Source organism: Novosphingobium indicum, from assembly GCF_014645195.1.
Lineage (GTDB): Bacteria > Pseudomonadota > Alphaproteobacteria > Sphingomonadales > Sphingomonadaceae > Novosphingobium > Novosphingobium indicum.
Map to the genome: position 1 here is coordinate 1 of NZ_BMLK01000033.1, position 16827 is coordinate 16827.

Here is a 16827-nt window from a genome sequence, read left to right on the forward strand (position 1 = left end):
GCGCCCGCTGATGTTGGCGTAAGCCCTCGGAATATTTCGAGAAATCGACACAAGCGCGTCTACAAGCTACATATTCATTGACATTGCAGCCACCTCGTAGCGAACTGGAACCTCTCACAGGGGAGGCAAAATTGGGCAAAGGCAGCTATCTCGGTGGTCATACAGTGGTCGGATTCGGCAGTTCGACGAAAGCGCGAGGTAGGCGCGGAGGCATCAATTCCGAATCGCCCGCAGCCAAACAAATGGCGTCAAATGAACAAAAACGCCGAGAAGCGAAATTAGCTGAGCAGCGCAGAATAACTGCTGAGATAACCAAGAAAAATGTAAAATTCGCAAAACGTCTCGGCGAACGATGGCACAGAGAAAAGCCCCCAGAACTTTACAACAAAAAACTTATGGAAGATAAATCCACATCATCTCAACTAGCCGATGCATTCAAAAATGCATTTTCGAAAATCCACGAAAATAAATTATGAAATTTACACATAAAAGTCGCTCAATTCCTTAAATTCTACTTTTGCCAATTCATCAAAAAGCACGCTTGCCCGGTAGCCGCGACCGTAATTATCGGAAACATCGCCAGCATTTTTGCTGGTCCCCCACCCGCCTATCGCCAGCGAAATGTCACGATCAACCCGCGCATCGCGCAGCGCATCACGGAACCGATGTCGGAAGGAGTGGTAGCTGGTGCGCTCCCGCAACGCCCCTGCATGCTTGAGGAATTGACCGAACCACTTCGAGAAGGCCGTGGATCGGAAGCCACTGCGCCCCGGACAGATATCGTCGAATAGCTTCGCGTCTCCGCGCTTAGATCGCTCTTCAACGAATGACACCAACCCAAGGTCGAGCAACTTTGGATGGACTGGAACGATCCGCTCACTGGATCGGGTCTTCAAGCTCTTATCCGTACTCCCTACCAAGGACTTCTCGGTGATTACGAAACACCGGACATCATCGACCATGCGGACATCGCTAGTGTCGAGTTGGCAGATTTCATTGAGGCGAAGACCGCTGTATAGGCCGATCAGCGGTATCCAGAAGCGGGTGCCTTTGGGCCGAGCATGTCCCGGCGTGGTATAGCCGTTGCCATCATTCTTACACCCTCGATATAGCGGCGCGGTAAACATCTGCCGCAACTGCTCGTCCGAGAATGGTAGCCGCTTGTCCTGCTTCGCAACGGGATCGGCCAACCGCAGGCCACGCATATGGTTCTTCGTGAGGAACTCCTCTCGAACCGCCCAGTTCAGGACGACGCAGACCTTGTTAAGGTAGATGTTTATGTTCGCAGGGCTGATGAGATCAGACCACCCCTCTGCCCTCGCCCGCCCTGCCGCTTCCCGAGGTGTCAGGTTGGGGTAACGCTTCGACGCACTCTTGGGGATGAAGCGCAGGGTCTCCATGAAATCTCGACACGCTGCACGGTTGATATTCTCCATTGGGGTATCAGCCCCCATGATGGAGAGCGTCAGCCGCCGCGCCGTTTCATATGCCAGCCGGGTTCGCGCCGACCATTTCCGCGTTGGATCGTCCATGAAGCGGGCATAGACCTCACCGAGAGTATAGCGCGGCGCGACAGGAGCCGCCTCGACTTTAACGACCGGCACTCTCACCGAGAGGCCCCGTACGACCTCCCCTACTTCGTGAAGCAGCGCCACATCGACGACCCCACCCAATTCCAATCGAGCAGATTCGAGCAGCGTCTCGATCTCACCGATAATCGCGTGAGACCTTTTCAACGCCATGCTGGGGCTGTCGGTCTCCAACGAGCGCCAGATTTCAGTCTTGCCAAGAACGCTTCGAAGCGCAGGCGGGACACATTTTCTTACATGAAAAATGCCCCGCTTCTCAACGAGCAAACTGGACCGCTTTCGTAGACGCTTCTTGTAGACGCGCTTGTGTCGATTTCTCGAAATATTCCGAGGGCTTACGCCAACATCAGCGGGCGCATTTTGTAGACGAGTTTCGTAGACACGATGCGCGAAAGACCGTCTTGGCGACGATTCCTCAAGGATTTAAGGGATTTCTTGGGGGGTGGTGAGCCCTGCTGGGTTCGAACCAGCGACCTACTGATTAAAAGTCAGTTGCTCTACCGACTGAGCTAAGGGCCCCCTGCCGACAACGGCTGCGGAAGGGTCACCTAGGGGCCGGAAGTGGCTTGGTCAAGCGGGCTGATAGGTGCCGGACGGTCAATCCGCTCAAGGGATCGCGCCAGCGTCCGGCAATCGTGGCTGCGGGCCCCAGCACGAAGGCCCGTTCGCGAAAGAAGGGGTGAGGAATGACCAGGCTGGATTCCCCGTCATCGTGCGCCCACGCACCGCCGCTCCACAGGACGATATCGAGATCGAGCGTGCGCGCGCTCCACGCCTTGCCGGTACGCCTGCGACCGAACCTGTGTTCGATCGCTTGCAGCTTGCGCAGCATCGCGTCCGGTTCCCGATAGGTGCGCACAATGGCGGCTGCATTGGCATAGCGGCGGCGTGACGGCCCCAGCGGCGGGGTCTCGATCACGCGGGACACCGAGACGACCTGGCAGGTAGCGTTATCGAGAGCCTTCAGCGCGGCCGCTATCAGCGCGCGCGGCGATCCGTAGAGGGCATGCCGCATGTTGGAGCCCAGCGCGATCAGGTAGTCCTGCCGGGCCAATGCTGCGCCTCAGATGTCCTGCGCGATGCGCGTGTAGAGCTGCGGGCGGCGGTCACGAAAGAAACCCATGCCGGCGCGGTGCTTGGCGGCGCGGGCGAGGTCTATGGTGGCGGTCAGGACCCCGGTTTCCTCCTTGCCGAAATCGGCGAGGTAATCGCCCCATTCGTCGGTGATGAACGAATGGCCGTAGAAAGCCTGCCCCTGCTCCACGCCGATGCGGTTGGCGGCGATCACCGGCATGCAGTTGGACACCGCATGGCCGATCATCGCCCGACGCCACATGCGGCTGGTATCGAGATCGGCGTCGTAGGGTTCGGAGCCGATGGCCGTGGGATAGAACAGCAGTTCCGCCCCCATCAGCGCCATGACGCGCGCGCATTCGGGATACCACTGGTCCCAGCATACGCCGACGCCAATACGCGTACCGAACAGGTCCCAAACCTTGAAACCGTCGTTGCCGGGGCGGAAGTAGTACTTCTCCTCGTAGCCGGGGCCGTCGGGAATGTGGCTCTTGCGGTAGGTGCCCATGATGGCGCCATCGGGGCCGATCATGGCGAGCGTGTTGTAGTAGTGGTGCCCATCGCGCTCGAAGAAGCTGGTCGGGATCGCGACTTTCAGCTTTTCGGCGAGCGCCCGCATGGCCTGGACCGAAGGGTGCTCGGTGGTCGGTCGGGCGAGCGAGAACAGCTCCTCTTCCTCGACCTTGCAGAAGTAGGGGCCCGAAAACAGCTCGGGTGGAAGCACGATCTGCGCGCCCTTCCCCGCCGCTTCCTCCACCAGAGCGGAAACAGCGGCGATGTTCTCGCTCTCGTCGTTGGAACCGAGAGCGAGCTGCAGGGCGGCAACGGTGATTTCAGTCATGGGCGGCGCCCTTATCAGTCCCGCTTGCGGAACAGAAGAGTCATCCGGTCACTCTCGCCGATGGCCGCATACTTGTCCTTGTCCTGCTCCTTGAGCGCATAGCTCGGCGGCAGCGTCCAGACGCCCTTTTCCCAGTCCGCGCTGTCCTTGGGATTGGCATTGATCTCGGACTTGTCGGCGAGTTCGAACCCGTTCACTTCCATGAACTTGATGATGTCGGCTTCGCGCAGGTAGCCATGGCCTCCGTCGGCGTAGGAGAACGGCGCATCCGGCTTGGCGCGATGCTGGACGATACCCAGCATGCCGCCGGGCTTGAGCAGATCGCGCATCGCCTTGATCTCGCTGTCGGCGATGTTCCAGCGCATGATGTTGTGCATCATCCGCACGACGAGAACGCGGTCATAGGTGCCCTTCTCCTCGTCGGGAATCGCCCCCAGCGTCATGCCGGAGACGCTGCTTTCGGGAATACCGGTCCATTCCGCCACTTTCTTGGGGAAAGCCGCGGCCTGATCGGGCAGCGTGCTGCCATCGAAGGGCACGACGTCCGGATTGAAGTACAGCCCGGTCAGATGTCCCTGCTGGCCCAGATAGAGCCCCAGCATGCGCGAGTACCAGCCGCCGCCGGGCGCATATTCGCCGACTTTCATGCTCGGGCTCACGCCCATGAAGGACAGCGTTTCCACTGGATTGCGGTACATGTCGCGGGCGCGGTCGTCCTTGCGCATGTCATTGGCGGCTGCCAGTTCGAGCAGCGCCTCACAACCGTCGCACACTTCGGTTTTGGGTGCGGTTTCGCCCGTCGTTGCGGCAATCGGAGCGGCGATCAGACCGAGAAGGGAAGAGACGGCAAAGAGCATACGGCGCATGGGAGAATCTCCGCAGAGTGGGGGACTTGCGGGAAGGTAAACGCCTTGCAGCCAATGACAAGCCGTACTCTTGTACCTATCTTGCGACAAAATCCCCCGGCTCGAGGACAAGAGAGACAATGGAAACAGCAATTGTGGCAGGCGGATGCTTCTGGTGCACCGAAGCGGTATTCCGCGACGTGATCGGCGTGGAAACCGTCGAAAGCGGTTACATCGGCGGCACCGTGGAGAACCCCACCTACAAGCAGATCTGCACCGGCGAGACCGGCCATGCCGAGGCCGTGAAGCTCACCTACGATCCCGAAACGATCAGCTATGGCGAAGTGCTCGACGTGTTCCTGGGCACGCACGACCCGACGCAGCTCAACCGCCAGGGCAACGATGTGGGCACGCAGTACCGCTCGGCGATCTTCCCGCTCGACGATGCCCAGCACAGGGAAGCGGAAGCCGCGATCGGCCGCTGGAATGCCGAGAACGGCGCGACGGCCGTGACAACCATCGAGGGCCCGGCAACGTGGTATCCGGCCGAGGGTTATCATCAGGAGTACTGGGAAGGCGAAGGCCAGCGCAATCCGTACTGCCTTGCCGTAATCCCGCCCAAGCTGATGAAGCTGCGCAAGAGCTTTCAGGCCAAGGTGAAGAGCTAGTCTGCTTTGCGCCAGCGGGCGATGAAGAAGCCGTCCAGCCCGCCGGCTTCGGTGAGCATTCCGGGGTCGGTGCGCAGCCAGCCTTCGGGCGTGGGGGACAGGCCTTCGGGCAGGTCCCCGGACGCCACCGGCGCCGGATCGAGCGCGACGGGGCGAGCTTGGGCCTCGCCCTCCTCGGGTTCCAGCGAGCACACCGCATAGACCAGCGCACCGCCAGGCTTCAGCCAGCCGGCGGCGCGCTCTATCATCGCAGCCTGCAGTTCGGCCATTTCGGCGATCTGGCACGGCCCGATGCGGTGGAGCACGTCCGGATGGCGGCGGGCGGTGCCGGTCGCCGTGCACGGGGCATCGAGCAGAATAGCGTCGAACGGCGTCTCCGGCTCCCACTTGAACGCATCGGCCTGTACCACGTGCGCGAAAAGGCCGGTCCGCTTCAAGTTTTCCTTCAGCCGCTCCAGTCGGCGCTTGCTGATGTCGAGCGCCGTAACGTCCCAGCCTGCGGCAGCGAGTTGCAGCGTCTTGCCGCCGGGCGCGGCGCAGAGATCGAGGACGCGCCGGCCCTCGCCGCTACCAAGCAAGCGTGCCGGCAGGCTTGCCGCCAGATCCTGAACCCACCAGGCGCCGTCGCGGAACCCTTCGAGATGCTCGACGGCGGTACCGCGCGGCAGGCGCACATGACCGGGCATAAGCGAAACGCCGCCCAACTTTGCCGCCCATTCCGCGGTCTGCGCCGGATCGCGCAGGGCCAGATCGAGCTGTGGCGGCGCGGCCAGCCCGGCGGCGATGGCTGGTGCGCGGTCGCCCCACCGTTCCGCAACCGGCTCGGGCAGGGTCGGGACCTCGGGTAACGAGACTTCCCGCTTCATCAGCGTGGAAAAGACGCCGTGCGCCAGACGGCGCGGTCCGCCCGTCAACAGCGGCAACCCGGTGGCGATCACGGCATGGGCTGGCGTTTCCAGCCGCAGCACTTGCGCCAGCATCAGTTCCAGCACAGCGCGCGGCTTGGCATCGTCCGGCAGGCGCTGGCGGGTGGCGCTGTCGATCAGGGCATCCAGATCCGCCTTCCAGCGCAAGACCTCACCGGCGATGGCGCGCGTCAGGGCACGGTCGGCGTCGCCGCGCACCCGCGCCAGCGCAGCGCCAGCAGCCTGATCCAGCGTCTCGCCACGCCGCAAGACAGCATCGATAAGATTGAGCGCGGCACGGCGCGCGGGAAGGCCGGGAATATCCATCGACGCCCCCCTACAGCGCATTGCCTTTTATCGCCAGCCATCCCACATTGCGACCATGACTGAACGTGCCACCAAACGCCCCAGGGACTTCAGGAAGCCTGAGCACTGGACCAACGATCCGGCCCCGAAGCCGCAACCGGTGAAGGACGAACAGGATCCTGACGGCCTTTCCCCCACCCGCTACGGCGACTGGGTCAAAAAAGGCATCGCCATCGATTTCTGAGCGACTCTGCTTTCGCTCTCATTTCGACAGGGAAAATCAGGCGGGGGGCTGTCCACCGGACCCATCCGGGCCAGTTTTGCCCGCAGCTTTTGCTGCACCACCTCTTATTACGCCAAAGTTCTGCGACTTTTCGCCCGCCTGCGCTTGAGAAAAGCCATCGGCCGCCAGACCTCGCTTGAGCAGTTCTCGTACAGCGGCTGCCCGTGTCGGCATCCTGCGCGCAAAGCGCCAGTCATCGATGGCCTGCAACTCCTCGGCAGTGACCATGATCTGTAAACGCTGTTCGCGGCTAAGCCCGTCCACGCTCCAATCCTCCTTGTTTGGACGCATAAAAGATCGCTGGCACTAATGTAGTAAGCAGCACTCTCTGCGTAAAGGGCAGAGCAACCTGCGCTCGCTGCGTTTACTCATTTTTACAAGGACAGTCAGTCTCATTCATACAGTACATGTGAGAAAACTATACATAAATCTAAATATCAATACGAAATACATTCAATTTTTTAGTTATGTACACAAATGATCTTTATAGAAATGTGCGCATCATGTTATGTAATGACATTGAACTTTCAGCGAAGAAAGGACCATTGACATGCCATTTTTTGCACTGACCCTGGACGATGACGGGCAAGGAGAGCCCAAGCGGATAGAATTCACCGCCGATGACCCGCACCGGGCATTCTTCATTCTAGAGAAGGAAAAGACCGGCCGAAAAGCGATACTGTGGCAGGATGAAAAGCGCTTGGGTGCCTTGCAGCGGACCGAAAACGGTGTCTGGCAGATCGCCGGCTGACCGCGCATTCACGCTACCGCGTCGATACAAAGACCCATTCCTGATTTCACGTAAAAATCCCACAAGCCAAGGCCTATGCGGCGCTTCTGTCTTGTGGGTAGACGGAGATGCTCCACGCTCCTCCCACCATCATCTTTTCCAAAACTCCGTCATCTAGCCGACAATTTCGATCGGCGTTCCATCGGGAACGCTTTCCCACAAGGCTTCGATTTCCTCGTTGGACACGGCAATGCAGCCGTCTGTCCAGTCGCCCGGGATGCGCCCGACGGGCAGCGCATTGGGCTGGCCGTGGATCATGATCATGCCCCCGGCGGACCGGCCGAGCGACTCGGCGTAAGCCACATCCGCGGCGTTGGGGTAGGAGATGTGAAGCGAAAGGTAGTAGCTGCTGTTCGGATTGGACCAGTCGATCTCGTACAGCCCCTCCGGGGTTCGCTGATCCCCCTCGAAGCGCTTAGGACCAACCGGCGCTCCACCCAGCTGGATCCCGTCGATCACATGGATCAACTGTCCTTCAGCATAGAGCGCGAGCGTCCGGTCCGATTTGTCGACATGGACAAAGTCGATCAGCGGCAGCGACAGCGGCGCGACCGGCTGGGCCGCGCCAAGCATGAGCGGCAGGAGCGGCGGGACAAGCCTTGCGCCCCACCGCACCGGATCAGTCCGCGAAAGGATCGCGCACGAGGATCGTGTCCTCGCGCTCGGGGCTGGTGGAAACCAGCGCGACCGGGGTTTCGATCAGTTCCTGCACACGCTGGATGTACTTGATCGCCTGTGCCGGAAGGTCCGCCCACGAACGGGCACCGGCCGTCGTGCCGCTCCAGCCGTCCATTTCCTCGTAGATCGGTTCGACATTGGCCTGATCGGCGGCGTGGCTCGGAAAGTAGTCGAGGATCTTGCCGTCCAGGCGGTAGCCCGTGCAGATTTTCACCTTGTCGAACCCGTCGAGCACGTCGAGCTTGGTCAACGCGATGCCGGTCACCCCGGAAATCGCGCAGGACTGCCGCGTAAGTACGGCATCGAACCAGCCGCAGCGGCGCTTGCGTCCGGTCACGGTGCCGAACTCGTGACCGCGCTCACCGAGGCGCTGACCGGTTTCGTCTTCCAACTCCGTCGGGAACGGCCCCGAACCGACACGGGTGGTGTAGGCTTTGACGATGCCGAGCACGAAGCCCATCGCCGAAGGACCAAGCCCCGAACCGCTGGCAGCCGTGCCGGATACGGTGTTCGAACTGGTCACGAAGGGATAGGTACCGTGGTCGACATCGAGCAGAACGCCCTGCGCCCCTTCGAAGAGGATGCGGGCGCCGGCCTTCTTCACCTTGTTGAGACGGCGCCAGGTCGGCTGCGCGAACTGCAGCACGAACGGCGCGATCTCGGCCAGTTCCTTGAGCAGCGCTTCGCGATCGATCTTGGGCTGGCCGAAGCCGGCGCGCAGCGCATCGTGATGCGCACAAAGGCGATCGAGTTGCGGCTCCAGCGCATCGAGGTGTGCAAGATCGCACACGCGAATCGCGCGGCGACCTACTTTATCCTCGTAGGCCGGGCCGATGCCGCGGCCCGTCGTGCCGATCTTGCCGGCGCCGGCAGCCGCTTCGCGCAGTCCGTCCAGTTCACGGTGAACCGGAAGGATAAGCGGGCAATTATCGGCAATCGCGAAGTTATCGGCGTTGATCTCGACGCCCTGCCCCCGCAGCTTCTCGACCTCTGACTTGAGATGCCAGGGATCGAGCACGACGCCGTTGCCGATGATCGACAGCGTGCCGGTAACGATACCCGAAGGCAGCAGCGAGAGCTTGTAGACCTGCTCGCCGACGACAAGCGTATGGCCGGCATTATGGCCGCCCTGGAATCGCACCACGGCATCCGCCCGGCTCGCAAGCCAGTCGACGATCTTGCCCTTGCCCTCATCGCCCCACTGGGCGCCGATAACGGTTACGTTGGCCAACGTTTGACGCTTTCACTGCTGTTTTGAAGTCCGCCGCGCGCCGTAGGGGACTACGGGCGCAAGGGCAAGGCGCGGGTGACGATATATGGCAATATGATTGCACTGAAACGGCCCGTCACCATCGCGATATTGTCCGGGCGGGTTTTGCCGGCTCACCCCGGACGCCGCGTGGGGGCGGGCATTGCGTCGCGCGGCGGCATGGCAGGCGGCGCACCGAAATCGGGTTCATCGAAGAAGGTTCCGGAAAGGTCAGGCGGCCCGGCATAGAGAACCTGATAGAGCCGCCAGCAAAACCGCCAGCGATCATGCTCGCGCGCAAAGTCCTCGAAATACCGGCCCAGGATGTAGTTCACCCGCCCATCGTTCCAGCGGGTCTGTTCGCTCACCAAGGTGCGGCCGTTGGCGCGGCTGGCACCTTCCAGCGACACTATCGGTGTCTGGAATGTCATGAACACTCGCTCTGCATCGGCGATGATACTGCCGAACGCCTCGACGATCGCCTCACGCCCCTTCAGCACTTTGCCGGCAATGCGCCACTCGCCCTGTTCGGTAAAACAGTCTGCGAAAGCATCGAGATCCTTGCGCCAGACGGCCTCCGCATAGCGCGCGTGCAGTTGACGGATGCCGGCTTCGGCTGCGGCGAATTGTGGCATGGCACCTCTCCTCTTCCCGGAAGCGAGTGTGCCAGCGATGTCGGGACAAGAAAACCCCGCGTTCAGAGGGGGATGGCGTCACCATTTTCGAGGCGGTGCGAGCATCCGAGCGCAACCGGATCGTCGCTTCCGCTCAGCGCGGCCACCGTCGCCCAGCCGATGGCACGCTGACGCGTCGCCACGTCCGCGTCGTGGCCGAGCGGCAGGAACAGACGCCGGGGCGCTTCGGCCTGTGCGGCAACCGCCTCGACCAGCGGATCGGGGTACAGCGAAAAGCCGGTTGCGGGCTCGGGTTCTTCCCCGGCCCGGCCGAGAATGCGGTAGGCACCGCCACGGCCCAGGCTGCCGGAAAGCCCCTCGGCGTAGATCGTGAAACCGAACCACGACTGGTATTCGAAGCCATGCCGCTCGGACGGGTCGAGCGTCAGGCGCGCCTTGCCATTCACGCGGCCGGCGATTTCGCGCAGGCCTTCAATACGGCTGGCCAGCACGCCATTGGAATCGAACTGTGCCAGACGCTCGATGGCGGTTTCGAACGGCCCGACGGCATAGAGCAGCGGCAGATAGGCCTCGCCGCCGGCATCGACCAGACCGCCTGCATCCTTGGCATCGAGCATCTTGCGCACCGCCTCGATCTGGCTTCCGGCCAGCGGCAGCGCTTCGGCGCTCAGCGTGTCAACGAGATCGGGCAGCGTGAAATCGACCGAGACACCCTTGGCACCTGCGGCCTGCAAGGCCTCGATAGCGACTTCGACGATTTCGGCGGCGGCAGCGACCGAGTCGGTGCCGATCAGCTCGGCGCCGATCTGCAGACGCTCACGCGCGGGATCGAGACCATCGCCCTTGATAATCGCGACCGGCCCCGAATAGGAAAGCCGCAGCGGGCGCGGCGCATGGCCCAGCCCGGTAGCGGCAATACGCGCGACCTGTGCGGTAATGTCCGAGCGCAGCGCCAGTTGCCGCAACGACGCCGGATCGACGAAGCGGAACATGCGGCGCACCTGCACACCCGCCATGCGGCTCGCCAGCGACTTCTCGAATTCGAGCAGCGGGGTTTCCACGCGCTCGTAACCATGGCTGGCCAGTACGTCGTGCGCCATGCGGCGCACCTGCTGGGAAGCCCAGGCCTGCTGCGGCAGGCGGTCACACAGCCCCTCGGGCAGAAGATCGCGATCTGTATCCGGCATGATGGCAGGGCCCATAACGGTATCGGCGGGCGAAGTCGATTGGCGGCGCTTCACCCTGCCGATACCCTTGGTTGGGGATCAAACGAAGGTCAGTTCCTTGACCTTCTTCACGCCCGAAAGCTCGCAGGCCTGCTTCAGGACAGTCTCAGGCACATCGCCGTCGACCGAAAGCAGCATGACCGCTTCGCCACCGGCATCACGGCGACCGAGATTGAACGTGCCGATATTGATCTTGTTCTGGCCCAGCAGCGTACCGATGCTGCCGATGAAGCCGGGCGCGTCCTCATTGACGATATACATCATGTGCCCGGTGAGCTCGGCTTCGACCTTGATACCGAACATCTCGATCAAACGCGGTTCGGAATTGTTGAACAACGTACCGGCAACCGAGCGCTCGCCTTCCTCGGTCTTGACCGAAACGCGGATCAGCGTGTGGTAGTCGCCCTCGCGCTCGGTTTTCACTTCGCGAACCTCGAGGCCGCGCTCCTTGGCGAGGTACGGCGCATTGACCATGTTCACCGAGTCCGACTGCACGCGCAGAAAACCGGAAAGAACGGCAGCCACGATCGGCTTCATGTTGAGTTCGGCTGCGGCACCCTCGGTGTGGATCGAGATCCGCGGAACCGAGTCGCGCGTCAGCTGACCGACCATCGAGCCGAGCTGTTCGGCAAGCTTCATGTAGGGCCGCAGCTTGGGTGCTTCCTCCGCGGAGAGCGACGGCATGTTGAGCGCGTTGGTGACACCGCCATTGACGAGGTAGTCTGCCATCTGCTCGGCCACCTGTAGCGCAACGTTGACCTGCGCTTCATTGGTCGAGGCGCCAAGGTGCGGCGTGCAGATAAAGCCCGGGGTCCCAAACAGCGGCGAGTCCTTGGCGGGCTCGGTCTGGAACACGTCCAGCGCGGCACCGGCGATGTGGCCGGAGTCGAGCAGATCCTTGAGCGCGGCTTCGTCGACGAGACCGCCACGCGCGCAGTTGATGATGCGCACGCCCTTCTTGGTCTTGCCGAGGTTCTCGCGGCTGAGGATGTTGCGGGTCTGGTCGGTCAGCGGCGTGTGCAGCGTAATGAAGTCCGCCTTCTCGAGCAGCGTATCGAGATCCGCCTTCTCCACACCCATTTCCACGGCGCGCTCGGGCGTGAGGAACGGGTCGAAGGCAACAACCTTCATGCGCAGGCCCAGGGCACGGCTGGCGACGATCGAGCCGATGTTGCCGGCACCGATGAGGCCCAGCGTCTTGCCGGTCACTTCCACGCCCATGAAGGCGTTCTTCGGCCATTCGCCAGCCTGCGTGCGAGCGTTGGCTTCGGGGATCTGGCGCGCGAGCGCGAACATCATCGCGATGGCATGCTCGGCCGTGGTGATCGAGTTGCCGAAAGGCGTGTTCATCACCACCACGCCCTTCGAGGAGGCGGCGGGGATATCGACGTTGTCGACACCGATACCGGCGCGGCCGATGACCTTGAGGTTGGTCGCCGCGTCGAGAATTTCCTTGGTCACCTTGGTAGAGGAACGGATGGCAAGGCCATCGTAGTCGCCGATGCGGGCTATGAGCTGCTCCGGCGTCTCGCCGGTGATGACGTCGACGTCGCAGCCACGGATCTCGAAGATGCGCGCGGCATTGGGGTCCATCTTGTCAGAAATGAGGACTTTGGGCTTGGTGGTCATGTTTCAATTCCTGTCGTCATCCCAGCGCAAGCTGGGATCGCGGGCCGCAAGCGCGGCGATTGATTACGAGCGGTCCCAGCCTTCGCTGGGACGACGGTAAAAGGTCAGCCCGCCTTGACGGTGGCGTAGGCGTAGTCGAGCCAGGGGCCGAGCGCTTCGATATCGGCTGCATCGACCGTGGCACCGCACCAGATGCGCAGGCCTGCCGGCGCATCGCGGTAACCGGCGATGTCGTAGGCCGCACCTTCCTTGTCGAGAACGGCAGCGAACTTCTTGATGAAGTCGGTATCCGCGCCTTCGACGGTGAGGCAAACAGACGTCTTCGAACGGCTGGCCGGATCGGCAGCCAGATGGCCGAGCCAGTCACGCTCGCTCACGATCTTGTCGAGAGCCGCGGAATTGGCGTCGGAACGCGCCTTGAGACCTTCAAGGCCGCCCAGCGACTTCGCCCATTCGAGCGCGAAGATCGCATCCTCGACGGCAAGCATCGAGGGGGTGTTGATCGTCTCACCCTTGAACACGCCTTCGCTGAGCTTGCCGCCCTTGGTGAGGCGGAAGACCTTCGGCAGCGGCCAGGACGGGGTGTAGCTTTCAAGGCGCTCCACAGCGCGAGGGCCGAGGATCAGCACACCATGGCCGCCCTCGCCGCCCAGCACCTTCTGCCACGAGAAGGTGGCGACATCGATCTTGTCCCACGGAATGTCATAGGCGAACACGGCGCTGGTGGAGTCGGCGAAGGACAGCCCTTCGCGGTCGTCGGCAATCCAGTCGCCATTGGGAACGCGCACGCCCGAGGTGGTGCCGTTCCAGGTAAAGAGAACGTCGTTCGACCAGTCGACCTGGCCGAGATCCGGAAGCTGGCCATAGTCGGCGCGCAGAACCGTCGGATCGAGCTTGAGCTGTTTTACGGCATCGGTGACCCAGCCTTCGCCGAAGCTTTCCCAGGCCAGCGTCGTCACCGGACGGGCCCCGAGCATGGTCCACATGGCCATCTCGAATGCGCCGGTATCCGAACCGGGCACGATGCCGATGCGGTGCGTGTCGGGCAGCTGCAGCACTTCGCGCATCAGGTCGATGCAGTACGCAAGGCGCGACTTTCCGATCTTGGCGCGGTGCGAACGGCCAAGCGAATCGGTGGCGAGTTTTTCAGGGGAATAGCCCGGCGGCTTGGCGCAGGGACCGGAAGAGAAATGCGGACGCGCAGGCTTGCGCGCCGGTACCGTAATGTCAGTCATTTAAGACTCTCCTTGCAGAGAGCTCGCGCGGCGTTGGGACCGCGTGGCCCGGAGCCGCATCTAGAGACGTGGGGAGTTTTGTCAATGCACGCCGCCGCATCCGGTAAGGTGAACGCCGCGAGGCGCACGGCGGTTCGATCCGATTAGGATTTGATTAATCAATACCAGCCAGACTCCATTAACCATTTGTTCGGTATTTCTGCAGGCATGCGCAGACACCTGCTCATCCTGCCTCTGGTCGCCATGCTCAGCGCTTGCATTGACATTCCGCAAGCGCAGGCTCCGCACCGCCAGACCGTGCGCCAATCCACCACGGCGTTCAGCCCACGCCCGGAATTTCGCCAGTGTCTGTCGGAACTTGGCGCCCAGCAAGCCACCTTCACACCGCTGCCCGACCAATATTTCGGCGCAGGCTGCTCGACCGTGAACGCGGTGCGCCTGTCCAGCCTCCACGGCGACAGCGCCTCGCTCAGCCTGACCAATCTCGGCCCCGTCACTTGCGACATGGCAAGCACGTTTGCCGCCTGGGCGCGCTACGGCGTGGACCGGGCTGCCGAACAGATTCTGGGTAGCAGACTGGTCCGTATCGAAACGTTCGGCAGCTACAACTGCCGCAACGTGGCCGGCACCAGCCGCCGCTCGGGCCATGCCACGGCCAATGCCATCGACGTGTCGGCTTTCGTACTCGCCGATGGCCGCAGGATCTCGGTGCTGGATGGCTGGGACCATGGCACCCGCGCCGAACGCCAGTTCCTGCGCATCGTCCATGCCAGCGCCTGCAAGCGCTTCGGCACAACGCTGGGGCCGGACTACAACGCGGCCCACACCAACCATTTTCATCTGGAAGACGACGGCGGCAGCTACTGCCGTTGATTCACGCCTGGATCGTCGTCATCCGGAAGGGGACCTCGACATCCAGCTTCACCCGATACTCACCCAGGCCGCCGCCGATCACGGTGCGCTCGGCATGAAGCATTGCCCGGCAATGCACGCTTGCGCGGCACAGGCTCCATGATTTGAGCCATTCGCGATACCGCGTCGATAGATAACTGGGCAGATAGCCCACATGCACGCCTTCGATGTAAGCGGCCACATTCGGTCGGTTGGCAGGTATTGCCGGATCGATCGACAGCACCGCCAGACAGTGATGCCGCTGCGTGCAGGCCCCTTCCCGGTTCGCGATAAGGGCAATTTCCGACTGTCGACGCCCCGTTCCAACCAGTTCCAGGGGAAAATTCTGCTGCCCTTGCAACAGGACCATGAGGCCTTCCGCGAGGGATTCATCCGCAACCGGCCGGGTGCCGATTCGGTGCAAACCTTTGAAAAAGCCTTCCAACATGCTCAAAGCGCCCCCCGCTATATCCCTGCGGTACGGGCCCTTTTTAACAGTTCGCATCAGCAGGATTAGATAACTTCCTGAACTGTGCACATCTTTTCGGTCCGCCTGCGGATCGATCCTGCGCGGCAGCCGGAATCGAAAGCCCCGGAAAGCCGCGAGGCCTCCCGGGTCATCGTCTGTCCGTGCCCCTGAACGGGGCCGGCCGCTATCAGAACGGCAGCTTGTAGAAACGCGCCGCGTTGTCCTGAAGGACCTTCTTCTTCACTTCGTAATCGTAGCCGCCGAGCACATTCTTGATGTGATCCTGCACGCCCGGATAGAGCGAAGTCGGGTGCGGGAAGTCGGTTTCGAACATCACATTGTCGACACCGATGGTTTCCAGCAGCAGCTTCGGCGCGACCTTCTCGAACCAGAAGGTGCACATGAAGTGATCGCGGAAGTAATCCCACGGCTGCTTCTTCAGCACGTCGCGCTTGCCCGGGAGCATTTCCTGGAACTGATGCTCCAGCGCCTCGACGGCGAAAGGCACCCAGCCCATGCCGCTCTCGATCAGGCCGATCTTGAGATTCGGGTGCTGATCGAGACGGCCCGAGACCATCCAGTTACCGAGCGTGGCGGCATTGCCGATCGAGAACATCGTCGCGACGACCGAGAGGATTTGCTCGAACTGGAAACCTTCCCAGGTCAGCGTGTTCGGATCGATCGCGGCGTTGAGGTGGAAGTTGAGCGGGATGCCTTCGGCGTCGCACATCTCGAGGAACGGCGTCCAGTAGTCGTGGTTGAAGCTGGGCACGCCGACGCGCTCGGGCGTGTCGGGCAGCACGAAGCCGCGCAGACCCATGTCGATGCAGCGGCGTGCTTCCTTCTCGAGTTCGGCCTTGTCCCACAGCGGCAGGTGCGCCATCGGAAACAGACGCTCACCCGACTCCTTCTGCCAGTCGGCATTGAAGTCGTTGTAGGTCTTCATGATCTGCAGGGCGAGGTCGTTGTCGCCCAGCGTCATCAGCATACCCGCCTGGGTAATGCCCGAGTTCTGAAAGCAGATTTGCGCGTGAACGCCCATGTCGTCCATCGCCGCCAGACGCGGTGCGATCTCGTGACCACCGGCGTGCGATTCCTCGAGGGTGGGGAACGCGAGACGCCCGAGCAGCTTGTGGTTGTCCTTGCGGATGACGTTGCCGCCCAGCGTGCCGCAGTTGCGGTCGCCGATGTACCAGCGGTCGACGCCATCGGCGTCGCGCTTCACGTACGGCATCTTGTCCTTCATGCCGGCCGGCGCGCGGTCGGTGAAGAGCGTCGGCGGCTCGACGATGTGCGTGTCGGTGTCGACGATCTTGATGCCCTTCAGCGAGGGATCGAGACCACCGGACTGGGTGGAGTAGTCGACTTCACGGATGACGCCGCCGGGCAGGTAACCCTCTGCGGACCAGTACTTCCGTGCCGACTCCTGCATCTCCTTGGATTCTGCATCGGCCATTTTCTGATTCTCCCGAAAAATTAATGGATCTCATTTCGCAACCGGGCTGGCTGAATTC

At 62.0% G+C, this 16827-nt stretch carries 19 protein-coding genes and 1 tRNA gene; 5 read left to right on the forward strand and 15 right to left on the reverse strand.

What is annotated here, in order from left to right; all coding sequences use genetic code 11:
• Positions 1-131: 131 nt before the first annotated feature.
• Positions 132-476, forward strand: a complete 345-nt coding sequence (locus IEX64_RS21505; protein ID WP_188823152.1) for a hypothetical protein — start codon at positions 132-134, stop codon at positions 474-476.
• Between the two features lie 3 nt (positions 477-479).
• On the opposite strand, the gene IEX64_RS21510 is transcribed toward IEX64_RS21505, so the two are convergent.
• The 5 genes from IEX64_RS21510 to IEX64_RS21530 form a co-directional block, all read right to left on the reverse strand.
• Positions 480-1856, reverse strand: a complete 1377-nt coding sequence (locus IEX64_RS21510; protein WP_308422623.1) for a DUF6538 domain-containing protein — start codon at positions 1854-1856, stop codon at positions 480-482.
• Positions 1857-2032: 176 nt separating this feature from the next.
• Positions 2033-2108, reverse strand: a tRNA-Lys gene (locus tag IEX64_RS21515).
• 25 nt (positions 2109-2133) lie between these two features.
• Positions 2134-2643: a 2-amino-4-hydroxy-6-hydroxymethyldihydropteridine diphosphokinase gene (gene folK, locus IEX64_RS21520; protein WP_188823156.1), complete on the reverse strand. Its 510-nt coding sequence runs from the start codon at positions 2641-2643 to the stop codon at positions 2134-2136.
• 9 nt (positions 2644-2652) lie between these two features.
• Positions 2653-3504 (reverse strand): N-carbamoylputrescine amidase, encoded by an 852-nt coding sequence (gene aguB / locus IEX64_RS21525; RefSeq protein WP_188823158.1) that lies wholly within the window; start codon positions 3502-3504, stop codon positions 2653-2655.
• Between the two features lie 14 nt (positions 3505-3518).
• On the reverse strand, positions 3519-4370 hold the full coding sequence (locus tag IEX64_RS21530) for a class I SAM-dependent methyltransferase (protein ID WP_188823160.1): 852 nt from the start codon (positions 4368-4370) through the stop codon (positions 3519-3521).
• A gap of 119 nt (positions 4371-4489) precedes the next feature.
• Between IEX64_RS21530 and msrA the strand changes: the two genes are divergently transcribed.
• Positions 4490-5017 (forward strand): peptide-methionine (S)-S-oxide reductase MsrA, encoded by a 528-nt coding sequence (gene msrA / locus IEX64_RS21535; RefSeq protein ID WP_188823162.1) that lies wholly within the window; start codon positions 4490-4492, stop codon positions 5015-5017.
• Here the strand turns inward: msrA and IEX64_RS21540 are convergent.
• Positions 5014-6249, reverse strand: a complete 1236-nt coding sequence (locus IEX64_RS21540; protein ID WP_188823163.1) for an RsmB/NOP family class I SAM-dependent RNA methyltransferase — start codon at positions 6247-6249, stop codon at positions 5014-5016. The genes msrA and IEX64_RS21540 overlap by 4 nt on opposite strands.
• A 55-nt stretch (positions 6250-6304) precedes the next feature.
• On the opposite strand from IEX64_RS21540, the gene IEX64_RS21545 reads away from it, so the two are divergent.
• Complete coding sequence (locus IEX64_RS21545) at positions 6305-6472, forward strand: DUF1674 domain-containing protein (RefSeq protein WP_188823165.1); 168 nt, start codon at positions 6305-6307, stop codon at positions 6470-6472.
• Positions 6473-6508: 36 nt separating this feature from the next.
• On the opposite strand, the gene IEX64_RS21550 is transcribed toward IEX64_RS21545, so the two are convergent.
• Positions 6509-6775, reverse strand: coding sequence for a hypothetical protein (locus tag IEX64_RS21550; protein WP_229710634.1), 267 nt, complete (start codon positions 6773-6775; stop codon positions 6509-6511).
• 286 nt (positions 6776-7061) lie between these two features.
• On the opposite strand from IEX64_RS21550, the gene IEX64_RS21555 reads away from it, so the two are divergent.
• Complete coding sequence (locus IEX64_RS21555) at positions 7062-7262, forward strand: hypothetical protein (RefSeq protein WP_188823167.1); 201 nt, start codon at positions 7062-7064, stop codon at positions 7260-7262.
• 153 nt (positions 7263-7415) lie between these two features.
• On the opposite strand, the gene IEX64_RS21560 is transcribed toward IEX64_RS21555, so the two are convergent.
• The 6 genes from IEX64_RS21560 to IEX64_RS21585 form a co-directional block, all read right to left on the reverse strand.
• Positions 7416-7916, reverse strand: coding sequence for a L,D-transpeptidase family protein (locus tag IEX64_RS21560; RefSeq protein WP_229710635.1), 501 nt, complete (start codon positions 7914-7916; stop codon positions 7416-7418).
• A gap of 4 nt (positions 7917-7920) precedes the next feature.
• On the reverse strand, positions 7921-9210 hold the full coding sequence (locus IEX64_RS21565; RefSeq protein ID WP_188823169.1) for an adenylosuccinate synthase: 1290 nt from the start codon (positions 9208-9210) through the stop codon (positions 7921-7923).
• Positions 9211-9362: 152 nt separating this feature from the next.
• Entirely contained in the window at positions 9363-9863 is a 501-nt protein-coding gene (locus IEX64_RS21570) for a nuclear transport factor 2 family protein (protein WP_188823172.1), read from the reverse strand.
• Positions 9864-9925: 62 nt separating this feature from the next.
• Positions 9926-11050 (reverse strand): ATP phosphoribosyltransferase regulatory subunit, encoded by a 1125-nt coding sequence (locus IEX64_RS21575; RefSeq protein WP_188823174.1) that lies wholly within the window; start codon positions 11048-11050, stop codon positions 9926-9928.
• A gap of 78 nt (positions 11051-11128) precedes the next feature.
• Entirely contained in the window at positions 11129-12718 is a 1590-nt protein-coding gene (gene serA / locus IEX64_RS21580; RefSeq protein ID WP_188823176.1) for a phosphoglycerate dehydrogenase, read from the reverse strand.
• 104 nt (positions 12719-12822) lie between these two features.
• Positions 12823-13953 (reverse strand): phosphoserine transaminase, encoded by a 1131-nt coding sequence (locus IEX64_RS21585; RefSeq protein ID WP_188823178.1) that lies wholly within the window; start codon positions 13951-13953, stop codon positions 12823-12825.
• A gap of 207 nt (positions 13954-14160) precedes the next feature.
• Here IEX64_RS21585 and IEX64_RS21590 point away from each other — a divergent pair, with 207 nt between their 5' ends.
• The gene (locus tag IEX64_RS21590; RefSeq protein ID WP_188823180.1) at positions 14161-14826 is read left to right on the forward strand and encodes an extensin family protein; all 666 of its coding nucleotides are present in this window, start codon (positions 14161-14163) and stop codon (positions 14824-14826) included.
• Position 14827: 1 nt separating this feature from the next.
• Here the strand turns inward: IEX64_RS21590 and IEX64_RS21595 are convergent, their stop codons facing one another.
• Both IEX64_RS21595 and IEX64_RS21600 read right to left on the reverse strand, forming a co-directional pair.
• A complete protein-coding gene (locus IEX64_RS21595; protein ID WP_188823182.1) occupies positions 14828-15292 on the reverse strand; it encodes a hypothetical protein in 465 nt (154 codons plus the stop codon).
• Between the two features lie 208 nt (positions 15293-15500).
• Positions 15501-16769: an amidohydrolase family protein gene (locus IEX64_RS21600; RefSeq protein WP_188823184.1), complete on the reverse strand. Its 1269-nt coding sequence runs from the start codon at positions 16767-16769 to the stop codon at positions 15501-15503.
• Between the last annotated feature and the right edge of the window lie 58 nt (positions 16770-16827).

Excerpts from the sequence above, each read along its gene's own strand:
- aguB (WP_188823158.1), bottom strand. The coding sequence starts at position 3,504 with ATGACTGAAATCACCGTTGCCGCCCTGCAGCTCGCTCTCGGTTCCAAC.
- IEX64_RS21530 (WP_188823160.1), bottom strand. The coding sequence starts at position 4,370 with ATGCGCCGTATGCTCTTTGCCGTCTCTTCCCTTCTCGGTCTGATCGCC.
- msrA (WP_188823162.1), top strand. The coding sequence starts at position 4,490 with ATGGAAACAGCAATTGTGGCAGGCGGATGCTTCTGGTGCACCGAAGCG.
- IEX64_RS21540 (WP_188823163.1), bottom strand. The coding sequence starts at position 6,249 with ATGGATATTCCCGGCCTTCCCGCGCGCCGTGCCGCGCTCAATCTTATC.
- IEX64_RS21545 (WP_188823165.1), top strand. The coding sequence starts at position 6,305 with ATGACTGAACGTGCCACCAAACGCCCCAGGGACTTCAGGAAGCCTGAG.
- IEX64_RS21555 (WP_188823167.1), top strand. The coding sequence starts at position 7,062 with ATGCCATTTTTTGCACTGACCCTGGACGATGACGGGCAAGGAGAGCCC.
- IEX64_RS21570 (WP_188823172.1), bottom strand. The coding sequence starts at position 9,863 with ATGCCACAATTCGCCGCAGCCGAAGCCGGCATCCGTCAACTGCACGCG.
- IEX64_RS21575 (WP_188823174.1), bottom strand. The coding sequence starts at position 11,050 with ATGCCGGATACAGATCGCGATCTTCTGCCCGAGGGGCTGTGTGACCGC.
- serA (WP_188823176.1), bottom strand. The coding sequence starts at position 12,718 with ATGACCACCAAGCCCAAAGTCCTCATTTCTGACAAGATGGACCCCAAT.
- IEX64_RS21585 (WP_188823178.1), bottom strand. The coding sequence starts at position 13,953 with ATGACTGACATTACGGTACCGGCGCGCAAGCCTGCGCGTCCGCATTTC.
- IEX64_RS21590 (WP_188823180.1), top strand. The coding sequence starts at position 14,161 with ATGCGCAGACACCTGCTCATCCTGCCTCTGGTCGCCATGCTCAGCGCT.
- IEX64_RS21595 (WP_188823182.1), bottom strand. The coding sequence starts at position 15,292 with ATGTTGGAAGGCTTTTTCAAAGGTTTGCACCGAATCGGCACCCGGCCG.
- IEX64_RS21600 (WP_188823184.1), bottom strand. The coding sequence starts at position 16,769 with ATGGCCGATGCAGAATCCAAGGAGATGCAGGAGTCGGCACGGAAGTAC.